Source organism: Sphingobium lactosutens (assembly GCF_013393185.1).
Classification (GTDB): domain Bacteria; phylum Pseudomonadota; class Alphaproteobacteria; order Sphingomonadales; family Sphingomonadaceae; genus Sphingobium; species Sphingobium lactosutens_A.
In genome coordinates this window covers 1-16,044 of the sequence record NZ_QJQX01000018.1, presented here as the reverse complement: position 1 = coordinate 16,044, position 16,044 = coordinate 1, and the positions used below count along the sequence as shown (strand labels likewise).

Annotated in this window: 18 protein-coding genes and 1 pseudogene; 13 read left to right on the top strand and 6 right to left on the bottom strand. The window is 59.9% G+C overall.

Translation table 11 applies throughout. From position 1 onward, the window contains the following. Nucleotides 1-118: 118 nt before the first annotated feature. The 13 genes from DM806_RS01280 (at nucleotide 119) to DM806_RS01225 (ending at nucleotide 11,539) form a co-directional block, all read left to right on the top strand. Entirely contained in the window at nucleotides 119-1,201 is a 1,083-nt protein-coding gene (locus DM806_RS01280; protein WP_218647288.1) for an alanine racemase, read from the top strand. Beyond that, nucleotides 1,201-1,593 (top strand): RidA family protein, encoded by a 393-nt coding sequence (locus DM806_RS01275; RefSeq protein ID WP_179041466.1) that lies wholly within the window; start codon nucleotides 1,201-1,203, stop codon nucleotides 1,591-1,593. The genes DM806_RS01280 and DM806_RS01275 overlap by 1 nt, the downstream gene beginning before the upstream one ends. Nucleotides 1,594-1,622: 29 nt before the next feature. Further along, nucleotides 1,623-2,804, top strand: a complete 1,182-nt coding sequence (locus DM806_RS01270) for a DUF1624 domain-containing protein (RefSeq protein ID WP_179041465.1) — start codon at nucleotides 1,623-1,625, stop codon at nucleotides 2,802-2,804. Nucleotides 2,805-2,850: 46 nt separating this feature from the next. Continuing rightward, nucleotides 2,851-4,170, top strand: coding sequence for an NAD(P)/FAD-dependent oxidoreductase (locus DM806_RS01265; RefSeq protein ID WP_179041464.1), 1,320 nt, complete (start codon nucleotides 2,851-2,853; stop codon nucleotides 4,168-4,170). A 226-nt stretch (nucleotides 4,171-4,396) separates the two neighbouring features. Then, nucleotides 4,397-6,022 (top strand): chaperonin GroEL, encoded by a 1,626-nt coding sequence (groL, locus tag DM806_RS01260; protein WP_179041463.1) that lies wholly within the window; start codon nucleotides 4,397-4,399, stop codon nucleotides 6,020-6,022. Nucleotides 6,023-6,235: 213 nt separating this feature from the next. Further along, nucleotides 6,236-6,610, top strand: coding sequence for a hypothetical protein (locus DM806_RS01255; RefSeq protein ID WP_179041462.1), 375 nt, complete (start codon nucleotides 6,236-6,238; stop codon nucleotides 6,608-6,610). A 7-nt stretch (nucleotides 6,611-6,617) separates the two neighbouring features. Then, nucleotides 6,618-6,902 carry a hypothetical protein gene (locus DM806_RS01250; RefSeq protein ID WP_179041461.1) on the top strand — a complete coding sequence of 95 codons (285 nt, stop codon included), beginning with the start codon at nucleotides 6,618-6,620 and terminating at the stop codon, nucleotides 6,900-6,902. Nucleotides 6,903-7,248: 346 nt separating this feature from the next. Further along, on the top strand, nucleotides 7,249-7,377 hold the full coding sequence (locus DM806_RS27075; RefSeq protein ID WP_256869031.1) for a hypothetical protein: 129 nt from the start codon (nucleotides 7,249-7,251) through the stop codon (nucleotides 7,375-7,377). A 429-nt stretch (nucleotides 7,378-7,806) separates the two neighbouring features. Continuing rightward, complete coding sequence (locus DM806_RS01245; RefSeq protein ID WP_256869030.1) at nucleotides 7,807-8,115, top strand: YqcI/YcgG family protein; 309 nt, start codon at nucleotides 7,807-7,809, stop codon at nucleotides 8,113-8,115. Between the two features lie 37 nt (nucleotides 8,116-8,152). Further along, nucleotides 8,153-8,323 carry a hypothetical protein gene (locus DM806_RS01240; RefSeq protein WP_179041460.1) on the top strand — a complete coding sequence of 57 codons (171 nt, stop codon included), beginning with the start codon at nucleotides 8,153-8,155 and terminating at the stop codon, nucleotides 8,321-8,323. A 474-nt stretch (nucleotides 8,324-8,797) separates the two neighbouring features. Further along, complete coding sequence (locus DM806_RS01235; RefSeq protein WP_179041459.1) at nucleotides 8,798-9,571, top strand: TIM barrel protein; 774 nt, start codon at nucleotides 8,798-8,800, stop codon at nucleotides 9,569-9,571. A 68-nt stretch (nucleotides 9,572-9,639) separates the two neighbouring features. Beyond that, nucleotides 9,640-10,596, top strand: a complete 957-nt coding sequence (locus tag DM806_RS01230; protein WP_179041458.1) for a sugar phosphate isomerase/epimerase family protein — start codon at nucleotides 9,640-9,642, stop codon at nucleotides 10,594-10,596. After that, on the top strand, nucleotides 10,538-11,539 hold the full coding sequence (locus tag DM806_RS01225) for a sugar phosphate isomerase/epimerase family protein (protein WP_372859155.1): 1,002 nt from the start codon (nucleotides 10,538-10,540) through the stop codon (nucleotides 11,537-11,539). The genes DM806_RS01230 and DM806_RS01225 overlap by 59 nt, the downstream gene beginning before the upstream one ends. Before the next feature lie 213 nt (nucleotides 11,540-11,752). Here the strand turns inward: DM806_RS01225 and DM806_RS01220 are convergent, their stop codons facing one another. The 6 genes and pseudogenes from DM806_RS01220 to DM806_RS01195 all read right to left on the bottom strand — a co-directional run. After that, a complete protein-coding gene (locus DM806_RS01220; RefSeq protein WP_256869029.1) occupies nucleotides 11,753-12,553 on the bottom strand; it encodes an energy transducer TonB family protein in 801 nt (266 codons plus the stop codon). After that, complete coding sequence (locus DM806_RS27730; protein ID WP_372859172.1) at nucleotides 12,469-12,747, bottom strand: DUF3325 family protein; 279 nt, start codon at nucleotides 12,745-12,747, stop codon at nucleotides 12,469-12,471. Before DM806_RS27730 ends, DM806_RS01220 begins: the two co-directional genes overlap by 85 nt. Nucleotides 12,748-12,807: 60 nt before the next feature. Then, complete coding sequence (locus DM806_RS01210; RefSeq protein ID WP_256869038.1) at nucleotides 12,808-14,373, bottom strand: PepSY-associated TM helix domain-containing protein; 1,566 nt, start codon at nucleotides 14,371-14,373, stop codon at nucleotides 12,808-12,810. Nucleotides 14,374-14,414: 41 nt separating this feature from the next. Then, nucleotides 14,415-14,702, bottom strand: a complete 288-nt coding sequence (locus tag DM806_RS01205) for a hypothetical protein (protein WP_179041454.1) — start codon at nucleotides 14,700-14,702, stop codon at nucleotides 14,415-14,417. After that, nucleotides 14,702-14,857, bottom strand: coding sequence for a TonB-dependent receptor (locus tag DM806_RS01200; protein ID WP_179041453.1), 156 nt, complete (start codon nucleotides 14,855-14,857; stop codon nucleotides 14,702-14,704). The genes DM806_RS01205 and DM806_RS01200 overlap by 1 nt, the downstream gene beginning before the upstream one ends. Nucleotides 14,858-14,900: 43 nt before the next feature. Then, a pseudogene (locus DM806_RS01195) lies at nucleotides 14,901-15,940 on the bottom strand (IS256 family transposase); the annotation flags it as partial. Nucleotides 15,941-16,044: the final 104 nt, after the last annotated feature.

Here is a 16,044-nt window from a genome sequence, read left to right as displayed (position 1 = left end):
ATCAGCAAGGACAGCCACCGTGAGTGTAGCAGAGACATTGGAAGCCATAGACATCCCGGACGCCGCCAAGCGACTTGGCGATCTGGAAACGCCATGCCTTGTCCTGGACGCCGACCGCATGGAACGCAATATCGCCCGGCTGCGGGAGCGGCTCGCGCCTTTGAACGTAACCCTACGGCCGCACCTCAAGACGGCGAAATCGGTGGAGATCGCGCAGCGCGTCATGGCAAGCCCCCAGGGGCCGGCCACGGTATCGACGCTCAAGGAGGCGGAATTTTTTGCGGCCGCTGGCGTGCGCGACATCATCTATGCCGTCGGCATCGCACCGTGGAAGCTGGCCAAGGTCATTGCGCTGCGCAGGCAGGGGGTCGATCTGGCCGTCGTGCTCGATACCGTCGAGCAGGCTCAGGCGGTCGCGGCAGCCTCGCGGGAAGCGGGCGACCCCATTCCCGCGCTGATCGAGATCGATTGCGACGGCCATCGCGCCGGTGTCCTGCCGGGGGATGAGGATCGTCTTGTCGCGATCGGCAAGGCGCTGGTCGAGGGCGCCCAACTGCGCGGCGTGCTGACCCACGCGGGGGGTAGCTATGCCGCGCGCGGCGAAGAGGAACTGCGCCGCCGCGCCGAAGAGGAGCGCTCCAGCGTCGTGGAAGCAGCCACGATCCTGCGCAACGCAGGCTTGCCCTGTCCGGCGGTCAGCGTTGGCTCCACGCCGACCGCGCATCATGCCGTCGATCTGACAGGCGTGACGGAAGTGCGCGCGGGCGTATTCGTCTTTTTCGATCTGGTCATGGCCGGGGTCGGCATCTGCAAGATCGAGGATATAGCGCTTTCCGTCCTGGCGACCGTGATCGGCCATCAGCGGGAAAAGGGGTGGATATTGGTCGACGCAGGCTGGATGGCAATGTCGCAGGATCGCGGCACCGCAAAGCAGGCGGTCAATCAGGGCTATGGCATCGTTTGCGACAGCAGCGGGCAGCCCTATGACGATCTGATCCTGGCCGACGCCAATCAGGAGCATGGCATCATCATGGTGCGGCCCGGAACGGACGCTTCGCTTCCCGAACTCAAGATCGGCGACCGGGTCCGCATCCTTCCCAACCATGCCTGCGCCACCGGGGCGCAGCACCGCAGTTATCATGTCGTCCACAGCGCTTCGGACATTGTCCATGGCGAGTGGCAGCGCTTTGGAGGATGGTGATGAACGACAGGCCACAACCGATCTTGACCGAAGCCGCACCGGCGCCGGCGGGCCATTATTCCCAGGCCATGCGTTCGGGTGACGATCTCTATATTTCGGGTCAGTTGCCCATCCGCGCCGACAAGGCTCCGCTGCCCGACATGGGCTTTGAGACGCAGGCACGGCAGGCACTCGCCAACATGCTGGCGATCCTGGAGGCGGCGGGCGGCCAGCCGGACGATGTGTGCCGGGTCACCGCTTACATCGTCGGCGTGGAGAATTGGCCGGAGCTCAACCGTATCTACAGCGAGATGCTCGGCGATGCCCGGCCCGCCCGCACCGTCGTTCCGGTTCCTCAGCTGCATTACGGCTTTCTGGTCGAGGTGGACGCGATCGCCCGCATTCCTGCCTAGACCTTCCCCCTCATCAACCGGAGGCGCCCATGGCCACCCTCGCTTACCCGTCCGCTTCGACCGCGCGCAGTCCCGTCGCCAGCGGATCACGGCTGCAAAGCATCGACGCCCTGCGCGGGCTGGTCATGGTCATCATGTTGCTCGACCATGTGCGGGAAACCTGGTTCCTCTACATGCCCGTGGGCGACCCGGTGGATGCGCGGACGATCATGCCTGCGCTGTTCTTCACCCGAATCACCAGTACGCTTTGTGCGCCGATCTTCGTCGCTCTTACCGGCCTGTCGGCCTATCTCTATGGCCAGCGCCACAGTCCGGCCGAAACCAGCGGTTTCCTACTTAGCCGCGGCGCTTTTCTTGTGCTGCTGGAGCTGACGCTGGTGAATTTTTCCTGGCGTGCCGAGCTGGTTCCGCAGTTTGTCTTTTTGCAGGTGATATGGGCCATCGGCCTCTGCATGATCATATTGGCGGCGCTCATTCATCTGCCCGCGCGCGTCATCCTGCTACTGGGGATTGCGTTAGTCGCGGGACACAATCTGCTCGATGGCATCGTCTTTCTGCCCGACCATCCACTATTCGAGCCCTGGGCCATCATCCACGAACGCTCTCAGATTGAACTGGCAGGCACGGTCATCAAGTTCAACTATCCCGTCCTACCCTGGATCGGCGTGATCTGCCTGGGATGGTCGGCCGGCGGCTGGTTTTCGAAACTGACCACCGGGGAACGCCGTCGCATTTTATTGGCCACCGGCACGGGAATGATCGTCGGCTTCCTGATCCTGCGCGCACTCAACATCTATGGTGACGCGCCCTGGTTCGTCGTTCCCGGCGAGCCGGTCCGCACAGTCATGAGCTTCCTTGCGCTCACCAAATATCCCCCGTCGTTGTTGTTCCTCCTGCCAACGCTGGGCATCGGCCTCATCCTGCTTGCCGCTTTTGAGCGGGCGAATGACAGCCGGCTGACGCACTGGCTGTCCGTCATGGGCGGCGCGCCGATGTTCTTCTACCTCTTCCACCTTTACCTGCTGCGTGTTCTTTACCTGACTGCGCGGGCTATCTGGGGCACTAATCATGGCGATATTTTCGGCGTGGACTCGCTCTGCTGGGTTTGGGTCTGGTATCTGGGCCTGATCGTGCCGCTCTATTTCCCGACGCGCTGGTTCTCGAACCTCAAGAAACGGCGCAAGGACATCTGGTGGCTCAAATATCTGTAATGCGCCGATAACGGCCCGCCCCGACCATCGATAGAGGTTCCTCCAAATGTATCCAGTCGTTCGTCCTGTCGCGAGCAACGAGAGCCTGCCCGATGCCGTGGACGTCGTCATCATCGGCGGCGGCATCGTCGGGGCCGCATCGGCCTATTATCTCGCGAAACGGGGCCTGTCCGTCGCTCTGCTCGAAAAGGGCCATATCGCCTGTGAGCAGTCCAGCCGCACATGGGGCTGGTGCCGCCTGCAGAACCGCGACCCACGCGAGATGCCCCTGTCGCTTCTCTCTATGTCGCTGTGGGACAGTCTGGCCGGTGAAATCGGACAGGATCTGGGGTTTCGCCGCACCGGCCTTGTCTACACAACCCACGATGCCGCGATGCTCGCGGGTTGGGAAGCCTGGCGCCCGACAGCCCGCGAGTTCAGCGTCGAAACCCATATGCTGAGCGCCGCGCAGGCCGCCGCGCGCATCCCGGAAACCCGCCGCAAATGGGTTGGAGGCCTGCATTCCGTCGCGGATGGCAAGGCCGAACCGGCCCTAGCTGCGCCGATCCTCGCCGAAGGTGCCCGAGCGTTGGGCGCAACCCTTCACCAGAATTGCGCGGTACGTAGCCTCGACATTACCAATGGGAGGGTCACAGGCGTCCACAGTGAAAAGGGGTTCATCAGGGCCGACGCAGTCCTTTGCGCGGCGGGCGCCTGGGCTTCCGGTTTTCTGCGCCGGCATGGGGTTACATTCCCGCAGGCGAGTGTGCGCCAGACCGCCATCCGCACCAAGCCGACGGTGAATGTCGGCGAAGTTCTCTATTGCCCCGATCTGGCGATGACCCGCCGTCTCGATGGAAGCTATACCTTGGCAATCAGCGGGCGCGCCGCTTTGGAACTGACTCCCCAGGGCATTGCCTTTGCGCACGCATTCATGCCGCAATTCATCCAGCGGCTGAAGGCCGTAAGGATGCAGATCGGCCGCTCCTTCATCAAAGGCCCGGAATCGCTGGCCGCCCTTTTCGGCAGCGACCGCATTTTCGAGCGCAACCGCATTCTTGATCCCGCCCCTAGCCATCGGTTGGTCGATGCGATCATGGACAATGTGCGCGGCACCTTCCCGCAGTTGGAGGGGCTGGAGATCGACCATGCCTGGGGTGCTTATGTCGATTGCACACCCGATGCCGTACCGGTCATCTCCGCCACCGGCACAGTGGACGGCCTATATCTGGCGGCGGGCTGCTCGGGCCATGGATTTGGGCTGGGGCCTGGCATCGGTTATCTGGCAGCACAATTGGTCGCTCAGGACAGGCCGGCGGTGGATCCGTCCCACTTCCGGCTAAGCCGGCTGCTTGATGGCTCAAAGATAAAGGTGGGATCGCTCTAACCTTCGCGCAGGAAATGACTGCTCCGATGGGAAAGCTCGGTTCCAAACTCATGAACAGCGTCCAACAGTTGCTGCACGGGTCGCGCTTGTTATTGATCTCGGCAGGGCGCATATGATGGTCATTGGCGGTCCGAGTTAAGACTGTCAGCTCGCAAATTGGCAGCGCTGGCTTCCGCTTGTGAAAGCGACACTTTAGTCGCGGACCAGCGCCAGGAAAAGTCAGACCATGACGGCCAAAGACGTGAAATTCGCGCACGAAGCCCGTGCAGGCATTGCGCGCGGCGTCGACATCCTTGCCAATGCCGTGCGCGTGACGCTCGGCCCAAAGGGGCGCAACGTCCTTATCGATAGGAGCTTCGGGGCGCCCCGGATCACGAAGGACGGCGTCACTGTCGCCAAGGAGATGGAATTCAAGGACAAGTTTGAGAATATGGGCGCGCAGATGATCCGCGCCGTCGCGTCCAGAGCGCATGAACATGCCGGAGACGGCACCACCACGGCGACCGTCCTCGCCCAGGCGATCGTGCGAGAGGGGATGAAGTCGGTATCGGCCGGCATCGATCCGATGGACCTGAAACGCGGCATCGACTTGGCGGTCGCCGCCGTCGTGGCCGAACTCAAGGCCCGGTCCAAGCCGGTGTCGAACAATCAGGAAATCGCCCAGGTAGGTATTGTTTCAGCCAATGGTGATGCGGTCGTCGGCAACCGGATAGCCGAGGCGATGGAGAAGGTCGGCAAGGACGGCGTGATCACCATCGAAGAAGGGGCGAGCGTCGAGTTCGAGCTGGATGTGGTCGAGGGCATGCAGTTCGATCGCGGCTATCTGTCGCCCTACTTCATCACCAACAGCGAGAAGATGGCAGTCGAACTAGAAGACCCTGTCATCCTGATCCACGAAAAGAAGATGGGCAATGTGCAGGCGATGCTCCCCCTTCTGGAGGCGGTGGCGAAATCGGGCCGTTCCCTGCTCATCATCGCGGAGGATGTCGAGGGGGATGCGCTGTCGACGCTGGTCGTCAACAAACTGCGCGGCGGGCTCAAGGTCGCTGCCGTAAAGGCGCCGGGCTTTGGCGATCGCCGAAATGCGATGATGGAGGACATCGCCATCCTGACGGCGAGCGAGGTGGTGACCCAGGATCTGGGCATCAGGCTGGAGGATGTGACGCTGGACCGGCTGGGCATGGCCAAGCGCGTGACGATCTCCAGGGATGATACGACGATCGTCGACGGCGCGGGCAGCGCGGAGGCGATCAAGGCGCGGGTCGCGGCGATTCAGGCGCAGATCGAAACCAGCAGCAGCGACTACGACTGCGAAAAGCTCCAGGAGCGCCTCGCCAAATTGTCCGGTGGCGTTGCCGTCATCAAGGTCGGCGGGTCATCCGAGCTGGAGGTCAAGGAACGCAAGGATCGGGTGGAGGATGCACTGCACGCGACCCGCGCGGCTGTGGAGGAGGGCATAGTGCCCGGCGGCGGCACCGCCCTGCTCTATGCCGGTAAGGCGCTCGATGGCCTTGATCCGGTCAATGACGACCAGCGGCGCGGCATCGACATCATCCGCCGGGCGCTTCAGGCGCCGGTCCGCCAGATCGCGGAAAATGCCGGGCATGACGGCGGCGTGGTCGCCGGTCGATTGCTGGACGGGAAGGACGAGAATCTGGGCTTCAACGCGCAGAGCGAGCAATATGAGAATCTCTTTCAGTCCGGTGTCATCGATCCCACCAAGGTCGTCCGCACCGCCTTGCAGGACGCGGCCTCCATCGCCGGGCTGCTGATCACCACCGAAGCGGCGGTGGCCGAAAGGTCAGCTGATAGCGACGGTCCCCGGGGCCTGCTTTCCGGGTGGGGGGATTAAGCGACTTCGAATCGGCGGCATTTCATCCTAAGATTGCGGTGCGGTCGAATAGATGCGCGTCACCCGGACATTTCATGGTACAATCCTTCATCACCCCGATCATGCCGCAGGCATGTTGTGACAGAGAGACGATCGTGCTCCCGCCTGCAAACGGGAGATAACGCAAATGTTCGATGATCGGACACGCACCCACCCTGCCAATGCGATGCCGTCATGACCATGCGCACCACACGAAAATACATGACGTTTTGCGCGCCTTTCCAACTGCCGGGTTTCGAAGCGCTTTTGCCCGCCGGCTCCTATGTAGTGGAAACGGATGAAGAAGCGATCGAAGGCCATGTCCATACGGCCTTTCGACGGGCAGCGACGACCCTGCGTGTCCGAACGGGCGCCACAATCGAACATCATCAGATCGATCCCAAGGATCTGGAGGCGACATTGCGCCGGGATAGAGATGCCGCGCGAGCCGGGGCGGTTCCAACTGGCCCGGCGACGGAGCAGATCCGTCCGGCTGATGACCCTCTGCCCAGGGACTGGCGCTGTGTTCCGCTGTGGGTCCGAAATACGCCCTCCAATGGCAGGCGGTAGATCAGTCATGTTCAACAGTTCAGCAATGTGCAGACAGCAGGCGGCGCATCATCGGCAGGTTGCCGCCGCCGCCTCGCTTGAGAAGATGCGGACGATTGCGCTGGCCGCCGCCAAGGCCTGGGACGCGCAGGCAAGGGAGGCTGAAGCCCGCGAAGCGAGGAAACCGGACATGCTGAGCACGGAAGATGCGGCGATTGCTCTGGAATTTCGACGGGAGGACGAGGAAGAAGCGCGGATGCGCGCCATCCACACATGGCGCAAGTCCGCTTTCGACCCTCTGCAACAGCCGTGATGGGATGCGTGTGCGACCGTTCAGATTGAGCAATTCGGTGCCTGATTAATAGGTCAGCATAGTCAGCCTGGCTGGATAGGAGACCTGGCGAGAGCGGCGGCAGGCGACCGGACGTTTCCCCGGTCTGGCGACCCCGACACCTTACGCGGTCATCTTAAGCGGATGCATGCGGAACCAGACATGTTCGAGGCGTTGGAGGATGCAGAAGCGCTTTGGTTCGGTTTGGGAGGACATTGATTTTAGCCGCCCGCGACAACAGCCTGCCCCGGCTGACACGGATCGCACCAGTTTCCTGTCGTTCATGATGCAATCGCAACCCGAAGTTATTACTTAAAGGAGTACCCAGATGGCGAAAAGTCAGAAAAAATCGAACCGCGAAGTTCGTAAGCCCAAGGCTGAAAAGCCCAAGAAACACAATGCGTCCAACCCTTCGCAAAAGGCCAGCGGGTTGCAGATTGTGACGTTGAAAAGCTGACAAACCTTTCTGGCAGATCGGACGCGCTAGGCATTGTGGCGGCTAGTTCGCATGATCAACAATGGTTTTCGGGGATAAGACGGCGGGCCGCTGTTTGCTGCCGTCATATCTGAACTACTCTGCGCCACTTCAATGAAGATCGACCCATTCCTGCCGCTCAACGAATGATTTTCTATATCCAGATTCAGATGGTCCGCTTTTCGTCACACCGAAACGCTTCGATGCAAAGAATCCCCCGGAGATAGCGCTGAATGTTCGTCTCGAAGCAGGACGCCGAAGAACCGATGCGCCACGTTGGCGACCGCGAAACAGGTGTAGCGGAAGATGGTCTAAATTCGATCAGCTAGATTTTCAGCCCAAACTGTTAAGCCAACTTCTGGGGCGAGGCGTTGAGATAGCCGTCTTTCATTCCAGCGTGCAAGGAGCGCTATGTTTCCCTGGAGCCATAAGTCGCAGCAGCAACTCGAAGAGGAATTGCAGGCGCATATTGTAGCTCCAGCTTTTCCTTGTGTCGGGGCGAAAGCGGCTCTCGCAAAAGGCAATCTGACGGTTTTCGCCTGCGATCGCATCGACAGCGCCTGGGATGATCTGCGCATCCATGACAGCCTTCTCGGCTTTACGAAGGACTATCATGAGCATCCTGGACTTTTCGCAGCTTCGCGGCGGTGTTCGTGGGACCGGATGACCTTTCCGAAGAAGCGTTCGAAAGAGCCCTTTGGGACCGCGTCCAATCCCTGAGGGCATTCATAGCCTGCCAACCGGCGAGATCAGCTATGTGGTGGTAGCGAGCGGCGGCATTGCAGGCGCCCGCGAGGAACTGCGAGCCGTCCCGCACGAAGAGGTAAGGTTCACCTGCGAGCGATTGTCGCTGACAATCAGCGCCGCGGCTTTCGGCGCGCTGACGCCGCTTGCAGACGGTGACTGGCCGGCCGAAGTCAGGTCGTGAGCAGGTCCCGGACGCGCACCATCAGCGCTTCCTGGGTCTAGGGTTTGCGCACAAATTGTCCAGTGTCGGGCATCTCCTTTTCTGCCACGAATGAGCATATCTTGGTTCCATTTTTTTGGAGATGTCGACCCAGGTCGTTTCGCCAGCCTTGAGAGCCAAAGCGACGGATCACCGAAATGCGACAGCGCAGTTAATCAGCTCTTCCGACCATTATCGGCCACTCGTCGTCCAAATTTCATTGTCCAAGAGCGGACCGACCGGTTCTCAGTTCTTTATGCCTAAATCTGATCAATAACATACTGGCAACTTCGCGACGAGCGACGTGAAACCCCATCACATCATAGCTGTCGCTGCACGCTCAGCTTGATTTTCGAGCGCAAACTTGTAAAAGGCGACTCATAAAATAGCGAGATAAACTCGCCAGGCATACGGATGCGTCCAGCATTGCGGGGCCGTAGAATAGGAAGGATCCTAATGTCTGCGGTTTATCAATTATCATCTTGTATCGAATGGCAGTTTGCGGAAGCTGGCGAGTTTGACGCGCGGTTGCGCGCGGCCAAATCCGCCGGATTTGCGCTCGCCGAATTCCATCTGTGGCGGGACAAACCGATCGATTCGATGGCCAAGGCTTTGGCCGAAACGGGGATGCGGCTGACCAGTCTTTGCGTCGATCCGCGTCGCTCGATCGTCGATCCGGCGGAGCGCGAAGAGATGGTCACAGCCATTCGCGAAACCATCGCCGCGACAGCCAGTCTGGGCAAACCCAATCTGATCGTCGCCTCTGGTTTTCGAGTCGAGGGGATGAGCGAGGAAGAGCATTTCGCCAATGCAGTCGCCGCCCTGCGCGCGGCCGCCGATGCGGCGGAGGCGGCGGGCGTAATGCTGCTGCTAGAACCGCTCAATACAAAGCTGTTTGCAACCATGTATCTGGTCAGCACCAAGCTTGGCCTCGATCTAGTTGAGGCGGTGAACAGCCCCAACCTGCGTTTGCTGTACGACGTATGGCACAGCGCCGTCATGGGCGAAGACATGGCGCAGGTCCTGGCGGGGCGCATTCACTTAGTGGCGCATGTGCAGGTAGCTGACATGCCCGATCGCAACGAGCCGGGCACCGGTAGTCTCGACTGGAGCCAGGTGACGCGCACGCTGCGTGATCTTGGCTACTCCGGTGCCATCGGTCTGGAATATTTCCCGACTTTGCCGATGGACCAGTCGCTAAAGCTGTCCCAGCAGTCGCTAGCCGACTGAGCAGGGCTCAGCCCCAAGGTCCAATCGCGTCGGATGACGGCGAATTCAAAAGAAAACGGAATCAAACGATGAATAGCGATCGAATTGCGATCAGCCTCGACTTGATCAATCGTCATTACCAAGAGCCAAACCGTAACAGGTACGAGAGCAAATATTTCTGGGAAGAGCTCTACCCCTTGATCAGCGCTAGCGGCTTTCGCGCAATCGAAATTCCCTATGAGCCAGTCTGGCAGTTCGGCGGGCGCAGCGGCGTTCCGATGAACCGCTATTGTGTGAACACAAAATATGAGAGCGCCGCTAATTATCGGGCGGCGTTGGCCAAAAATGGCATCGACCGGGTGACAGGTGTGACCTTCGAGCCGAATCTGTTCATGCGGAACGCAAACCTCGATTTCTACTTCGGTGCGTCGGGGCACTTCGCCGGCGAGGCGCTGGCCCATGCGGTAGACTTGGGCGCCGATTATTTCGCCATCAGTCCATCCCCCTATTATGGGCGCGTCGCGCATCATCATCCCGACCTTGAAGCGAAGATTGCGACCTTTGCTGAACGGGAAACGGAATTGCTGCGCGGCCTTGCGGAAAAGGCGGAGAAGATAGGCGTTACCCTGGTGCTGCGTAACGAGTATTGGAGCCTGTTCCGGGGCGAACGGATCCTTGCGTTGCTGGATGCACTGCCAGAGAGCGTGAAGTTGGACATCGATACCGCCAGCCTGAGTATCGCCGGTGTCCAACCATCTGAATTCATCGCCGCGCATCTGGACCGGATCGGCTGCGTGCACCTGACCGATACCAGCTTCGTAGACGAGTATGAAAACTGGAAGAGCCCAAATCCGGAGTTTCCGGAGCACCGCGCGACGCAGGTATTCTGCGATCCGGGGACAGGTGCGGTCGATCTGCATCAGATCGTCTCCCTGCTAGATCAGCTGGGTTACGATGGGCCGGTCATTTGCAGCGCTCGCCAGACGCGTGATCCTTTTCGCGCGCTTCTGCGGACTCGCGCGCTTCTCAACCAACTTCAGAATTAAGCCGGACGGAGTCCCCACAATGCCCAACATCCGTTACGCAAACATGTGCCATTGGAAGTCTATCCCATATCGTAAGATCGAAAACTTCCGCGAATTCTATTATGAGGACAAGACCAACACGGCCTATTATTCTGACTGGGACAATATGCTGAAATACCAGTCGGCACTGGGGTTCGAAGGGATCGAGATCGCACCTTGGGATCTGGCCGATATCCTGCCGCTATTCGGGTCGCCTGAAAATTTCTCGGCGTTCGCCAAGGATCGTGGCGTTGAAGTGATAGGCATGTTCCATGGGGCGCATGCTTCTCATGCAGCCGACCATTTTGACGAGGCCGTGCGTTCGGGTCGCGAGGCCGTGGACACGATAGTCAAATTCGGCGGCACCTATATGAATACTTGCCCCACGCAAAATTATTACGGAACAGGCCCGCTCAGTCGGGAAGAGGTGCAGCAGTGCGCCAAGGTCATGAATGAAATTGGTCGATATGCCACCGACCATGGGGTCAAGATCGGCCTGCACAACGAGTTTTTCTGTGCAATCAATCTGCCCAATCATCGCGAACTGATCGAGTCGACGGATCCGAAGCTCGTGCATTATTGCATCGATGCGGCCCAGGTCGCGATCATGGGCGAGGATCTGCTGACCTTCTACGACGACTATCATGATCGGATCAGCACCTTCCATCTGAAGGATACCGCATCAGCGCGTCAGCCTGACAGCGTGCGCTATGCGCAGGACCCCGAAATCACCGATGATGGCGCGCGTTGGTTTTGGGAACCGGGGCTGGGCGAGCTTGACCTCAAGGGGCTTTACAGGCTGCTCAAGGAACACCAGTTCAAGGGCTGGATGTCGATTGAATATGATGGCTCGCCCGATCTTCTCGCCTCGATGGCGCTGACCCGATACCATCTCGATAACGAACTGAGGCCCATTTACGACTGAGATTGAAAAGTCCGCAAGATCACGATCATCCCTCCATTTCAGCCGGGTTCGAATGCTGTGCAGGGATGATCGGGGCTTGTAGCGACCCTTCCCGGTCGTTCAGACGGCGATTTTGGCTCCCCGGGAGCGGACTGGCAGCTTTGCCATCGTCCGAATAGGAAGTTTGGCCGTAAGGAGAACGACATGTTCCGGTCAGTCGGTGACGGAAAGCGGCTATCTGAGGAAATACTCCACGGGCACGACCAGTTCGAGCGTATCACCGGACTTGTCTTGGGGCGGCTTTGGAAGCGGAGAGGCCCGCTTAGGTAGTAATACCGCTTCGCGATCGAGTTCAGACACCCCGCATGAGCGTTCGAGACGCGAGGACAGCACCTTGCCCTCGCGGTCCATGATGAAGCGGATAAAAGGCACGCCCTGTTGGCGTCGCACCACCGCCAATCGCGGATAACGCCGATGCTTGTTGAGCGCAGCCAGTACCCGACTTTCCCACGTGTCGGGTGCATTGCTGGATACCTGCGACGCGGAAGGCGCAGGTGCGGTTTTTGGCGCAGCGGTTTCCGGTTCTACAGGACGGGGGTCGGCGGAACTGGGGACTGCGATGGGGATCGGCGTCGATACTGGCGAAATCGCAATCTTGCTCGGCTCGATCCGTTGCACTCGTGGCGGCTCGCGCTGCTCCTTCTTCTGTTCGGTCGGCGTGGGCGCTTCCTTTTCTCGAGGCTCAATTTCCGGAGGGGAAGCTGGAGCGCTCAGGGACAGGACAGTCAGCGCCGCTTGCTGCGCAGGCTTCGCATATTGAGTGGAAAGCGCGACGAAAAACACAACGGCACATATGGCATATAGCGCGCATGTGCCGCCAACGCCGATCAAATGGCTGCTGCCGCTGGATCGATAGCGACCGTGCAGGCCGGAATTGTCCATATCACTGTTCACCTTGCCGCCCCGCGTATCCGCTCGGCCATCGAAGCGGTCAGGTGAAAAGCCTTGCTCCAAATTGCCAGACAGGGCGGCCAAGCCAAAAGGGCGGCCAGTGATATCGCGGCTGCCGATAATATGCCTATCCAGGCGACAATTCCGACCGAAAGCGCGAACAGAATCCAACAGGGCCAGATGGCAATTCCGAGCAGGCCATAACCGCAGATGCGCAGTCCGGTGGCGCGTCGCGCCCCAAGCGGCTTCAAATGGAGATCTCGCCGATGACGCGCCATCGATAGGGCAAATGCCGTAAAACCAGCATGAGCCAGAAGGAATGCGAGCAGTATCATAAGCTATTTCACAACCTGCATTCGCGCCGGTCGAAGCTCTGACTGCGACAATGTCTTCTTCGCCCGGATTATACGGATCACCCCGATTGCCGCCAGGCCGAACGCGATCGCAACCAACTCAACGCCGGCATTCCGCCAATCTCCCCGGCGAATCTGCGCAATGACATGGTCGCCAGTCGTAACAGCATTCAGGACGGGCAGTAAAAGGCAAAGCAAGGACATGCCAGCCAGTTGCTCTAGCCATGCCTTGCGACGAGGACGGGCGGCAGCATGGGCCAGGCCAAGGATCCAGAGCATGAAGAATGCTCGCACTTCCATATCCGTTCGCCCGGCAACATCTGCCTCAATGAGACGATTAGCCCAAAGATAGCCAATACAGGCGATCGCCAGACCGGTGATGGCTGTAATATTCAGTATCTCGATAAGGCGATAGACGCGCTGCGTGGCACCGCCAAACTCACCCAATGCCCTCTGGCGGCGCTTGACCTCGAACAAGATCGCACCACTCCCAATCATGACCGTGCCGGTAAGGCCTGCCACGAAATAAAGCCATTTGATGATGATGCCGCCAAAGGTCGCCTCATGCAAAGCACTCAGCACTTCCTGCGTCAGCTGAGCCACGCCGCCGCGCGGCTTTTCTGGCAGGCGCACATCCAGCGTCGCGCCGCTGACGGCATCGAAATGGATCAGGCCGCGACCGGGCGCCAGTTGCTTCAAGGCCGACGGTTCGGGGCCATAAACGAAGGCCGATGCCATGCTGTCGCCGGGATGTTCGACATGGATAAGGCTGATCTCCTGCTTGAGGCGGGCTTCCCCGACCGGCAGTAAACGATCGAGTGGCATGACCGGCGCCGCAATGCCACTTTCCTCACGATGGGCCGGCTTTTGCAGTAGGTCGGCGCTATATGCGTCCTTACTCGGATAATTGGCCAGGATCGCAGCGGGCATGTAAAGCGAATAGACCAGTGTCAGGCCGGTGTAGGCGATCATCACCTGAAAGGGAAGTGTCAGAACGCCAGCGACATTATGGGCGTCGAGCCAGGAGCGTTGCCCTTTACTCGGCCGGAACGTGAAGAAGTCTTTGAAGATCCGCTTGTGGATGATGATCCCGCTGACCAGTGCCGTGAGCATCGCCATAGCGAGGAAACCGACGATCCAACTGCCTACGACGCCAGAATGAAATTCGTGGTGAAAGGTGATGAAATGATAGCCACCTTCGGTCTGCCGGTCAGCACCCGGCGGAATGCGCGCTCCATTGACGGGATCGAGCCTGAGCCCTTCGCGACGACCATTGTCCAGCCAGTAAAGGCGGACGTCGGGATCATCCTCATTTGGTAGGCCGATCGTCCAATAATGGGCGCCGCGCGCGACCTTCGCCAACTCGTTCTGGGCAAAGGCAACCGCTCGGCCGCTACTATAGTCGCCGTCATGGCCGATCATTCGTTCGGTCCGCTCGGGCTTCATCCATTGGGTGATCGGTCCCTCGAACAGGCAGATCGTACCGGTCAGAAAGATTGCGAAGAGCGCCCAGCAGGCCATCAGGCCGCCCCATGTGTGGAGCCATGCCATAGACTGTCGCAGTGAGCGAGGACGGTCGAGCATCTGGTTTTTCATGCGCCAGCCTCGGACAAGGCCAGCCCGCTCCCGGCAAGTGCGAGGGTCATTACCGAAAGGATCATCAACCAGCGCCAAAGGCTGCTGAAGGCGAACGACAGGATGGTGATCGCCAGGAAGGCGGCGAAGCTGGTCAAGGTCGCCATCAGCACGGCCTGTGGTCGCGGCAGCGGAAGAACCGCCGCCACGAACACCGCCCAGGCGCAAGCGAAGAAATAACCGCCCAGCAGAGCGGTCATGAGCCGGCCAGCTTTGCCGATCGCCTCATGACGCAGCCCGGCCATCAGAAATTATAACGCAAGGTAGCGAGGAAATTCCGCGGGTCCCCGCGATAATAGCCATAGAAGGTCTGGTCGATCGAGCTGAGATAGTCCTTGTTGAACAGGTTGTTGACATTGACCGACAAGGACAGATCATCCGTGAAGGCGTAGCGTCCCATCAGATTGACGAGCGCATAGCTGCCCTGGCGCGCCGTAACCTGTGCCGATCACGTCTGCCCTTCGCTTGATCTCCTTGTTGACCCTTTCCAGTGGATTTGTGGAGGCGATCTGCGCCCAATGATCCTTGGGGAAGGCCATGTAGGCGAGCACGTCCTCGCGTGATGCGTCCATCATGTCGGCCAGCTTTGGAAACTTCTCGCGCAGGGCATCGGTAACCTGGTCCCACTGCTGTTGCGCCGCCTCGGCCGTCTCCTGCGCGAAGATGGTCTTGATCATGGCAATGACAGCGGGTCGTTGTTTCGGCGCCGCATGGGCGAACGCATTGCGCATCCAGTGCACCCGGCAGCGCTGCTGGGTCGCGGAAAATACCTTGCTGGCGGCAGCGCGCAGCCCTTTGTGATCGTCGGCGATGACCAACTTCACACCGCGCAAGCCTCGGTCAGCCAGAGAGCGCAGGAAGGCTTTCCAGAAAGGTTCGGCTTCCGACGGGCCGGTGGCCACGCCCAGAACCTCGCGTCGGCCATCGGTGTTGACGCCCACCGCGATTATCGCCGCCGTCGAGACAATCCGTCCGCCCTCGCGCACTTTGAGGTAGGTGGCGTCGATCCATAGATAGGGCCACTCGCCTTCAATCGGTCGCGTGAGGAAAGCGTTCACCCGCTCGTCGATCTCGGCAACCAAACGGCTGACCTGGCTCTTTGAAACACCGCTGGCGCCCATCGCCTTGACCAGATCGTCGACCGAACGGGTCGAAACGCCGTGGACGTAGGCTTCCTGGATCACTGCCGCCAAGGCCTTCTCGGCGGTGCGGCGTGGCTCCAGGAAGCTCGGGAAGTAACTGCCTTTGCGCAGCTTCGGGATCGCCAGATCATCCGGCCAGCTCGCGTATCCCAACCCCGCTCGCGGTAGCCGTTGCGGTGGTTCAGCCGCTCCGGGCTGCGTGATCCGCAAGGCACGCCCGTCTTCGCCTCGATCTCGAGATCCATCATACGCTCTGCGGCGAAAGCCAGCATCTCACGCACCAAATCGCTATCAGCCCCTTGCTCAATCAGCTCGACAAGGGCCATTCTGTCCTCGGTCATCGTCTTCTTCTCCAGGTTCGAGTTCGCATCCGAACCCTACCAGAAGATCGACGGTGGCCACCCTCTCAGGGAAACCTTCCTACACCACCCCGCGGGACACGACC

Excerpts from the sequence above, each read along its gene's own strand:
- DM806_RS01280 (WP_218647288.1), top strand. The coding sequence starts at position 119 with ATGGAACGCAATATCGCCCGGCTGCGGGAGCGGCTCGCGCCTTTGAAC.
- DM806_RS01275 (WP_179041466.1), top strand. The coding sequence starts at position 1,201 with ATGAACGACAGGCCACAACCGATCTTGACCGAAGCCGCACCGGCGCCG.
- DM806_RS01270 (WP_179041465.1), top strand. The coding sequence starts at position 1,623 with ATGGCCACCCTCGCTTACCCGTCCGCTTCGACCGCGCGCAGTCCCGTC.
- DM806_RS01265 (WP_179041464.1), top strand. The coding sequence starts at position 2,851 with ATGTATCCAGTCGTTCGTCCTGTCGCGAGCAACGAGAGCCTGCCCGAT.
- groL (WP_179041463.1), top strand. The coding sequence starts at position 4,397 with ATGACGGCCAAAGACGTGAAATTCGCGCACGAAGCCCGTGCAGGCATT.
- DM806_RS01255 (WP_179041462.1), top strand. The coding sequence starts at position 6,236 with ATGACCATGCGCACCACACGAAAATACATGACGTTTTGCGCGCCTTTC.
- DM806_RS01250 (WP_179041461.1), top strand. The coding sequence starts at position 6,618 with ATGTTCAACAGTTCAGCAATGTGCAGACAGCAGGCGGCGCATCATCGG.
- DM806_RS27075 (WP_256869031.1), top strand. The coding sequence starts at position 7,249 with ATGGCGAAAAGTCAGAAAAAATCGAACCGCGAAGTTCGTAAGCCCAAG.
- DM806_RS01245 (WP_256869030.1), top strand. The coding sequence starts at position 7,807 with ATGTTTCCCTGGAGCCATAAGTCGCAGCAGCAACTCGAAGAGGAATTG.
- DM806_RS01235 (WP_179041459.1), top strand. The coding sequence starts at position 8,798 with ATGTCTGCGGTTTATCAATTATCATCTTGTATCGAATGGCAGTTTGCG.
- DM806_RS01230 (WP_179041458.1), top strand. The coding sequence starts at position 9,640 with ATGAATAGCGATCGAATTGCGATCAGCCTCGACTTGATCAATCGTCAT.
- DM806_RS27730 (WP_372859172.1), bottom strand. The coding sequence starts at position 12,747 with ATGGCGCGTCATCGGCGAGATCTCCATTTGAAGCCGCTTGGGGCGCGA.
- DM806_RS01210 (WP_256869038.1), bottom strand. The coding sequence starts at position 14,373 with ATGGCATGGCTCCACACATGGGGCGGCCTGATGGCCTGCTGGGCGCTC.
- DM806_RS01205 (WP_179041454.1), bottom strand. The coding sequence starts at position 14,702 with ATGGCCGGGCTGCGTCATGAGGCGATCGGCAAAGCTGGCCGGCTCATG.
- DM806_RS01200 (WP_179041453.1), bottom strand. The coding sequence starts at position 14,857 with ATGGGACGCTACGCCTTCACGGATGATCTGTCCTTGTCGGTCAATGTC.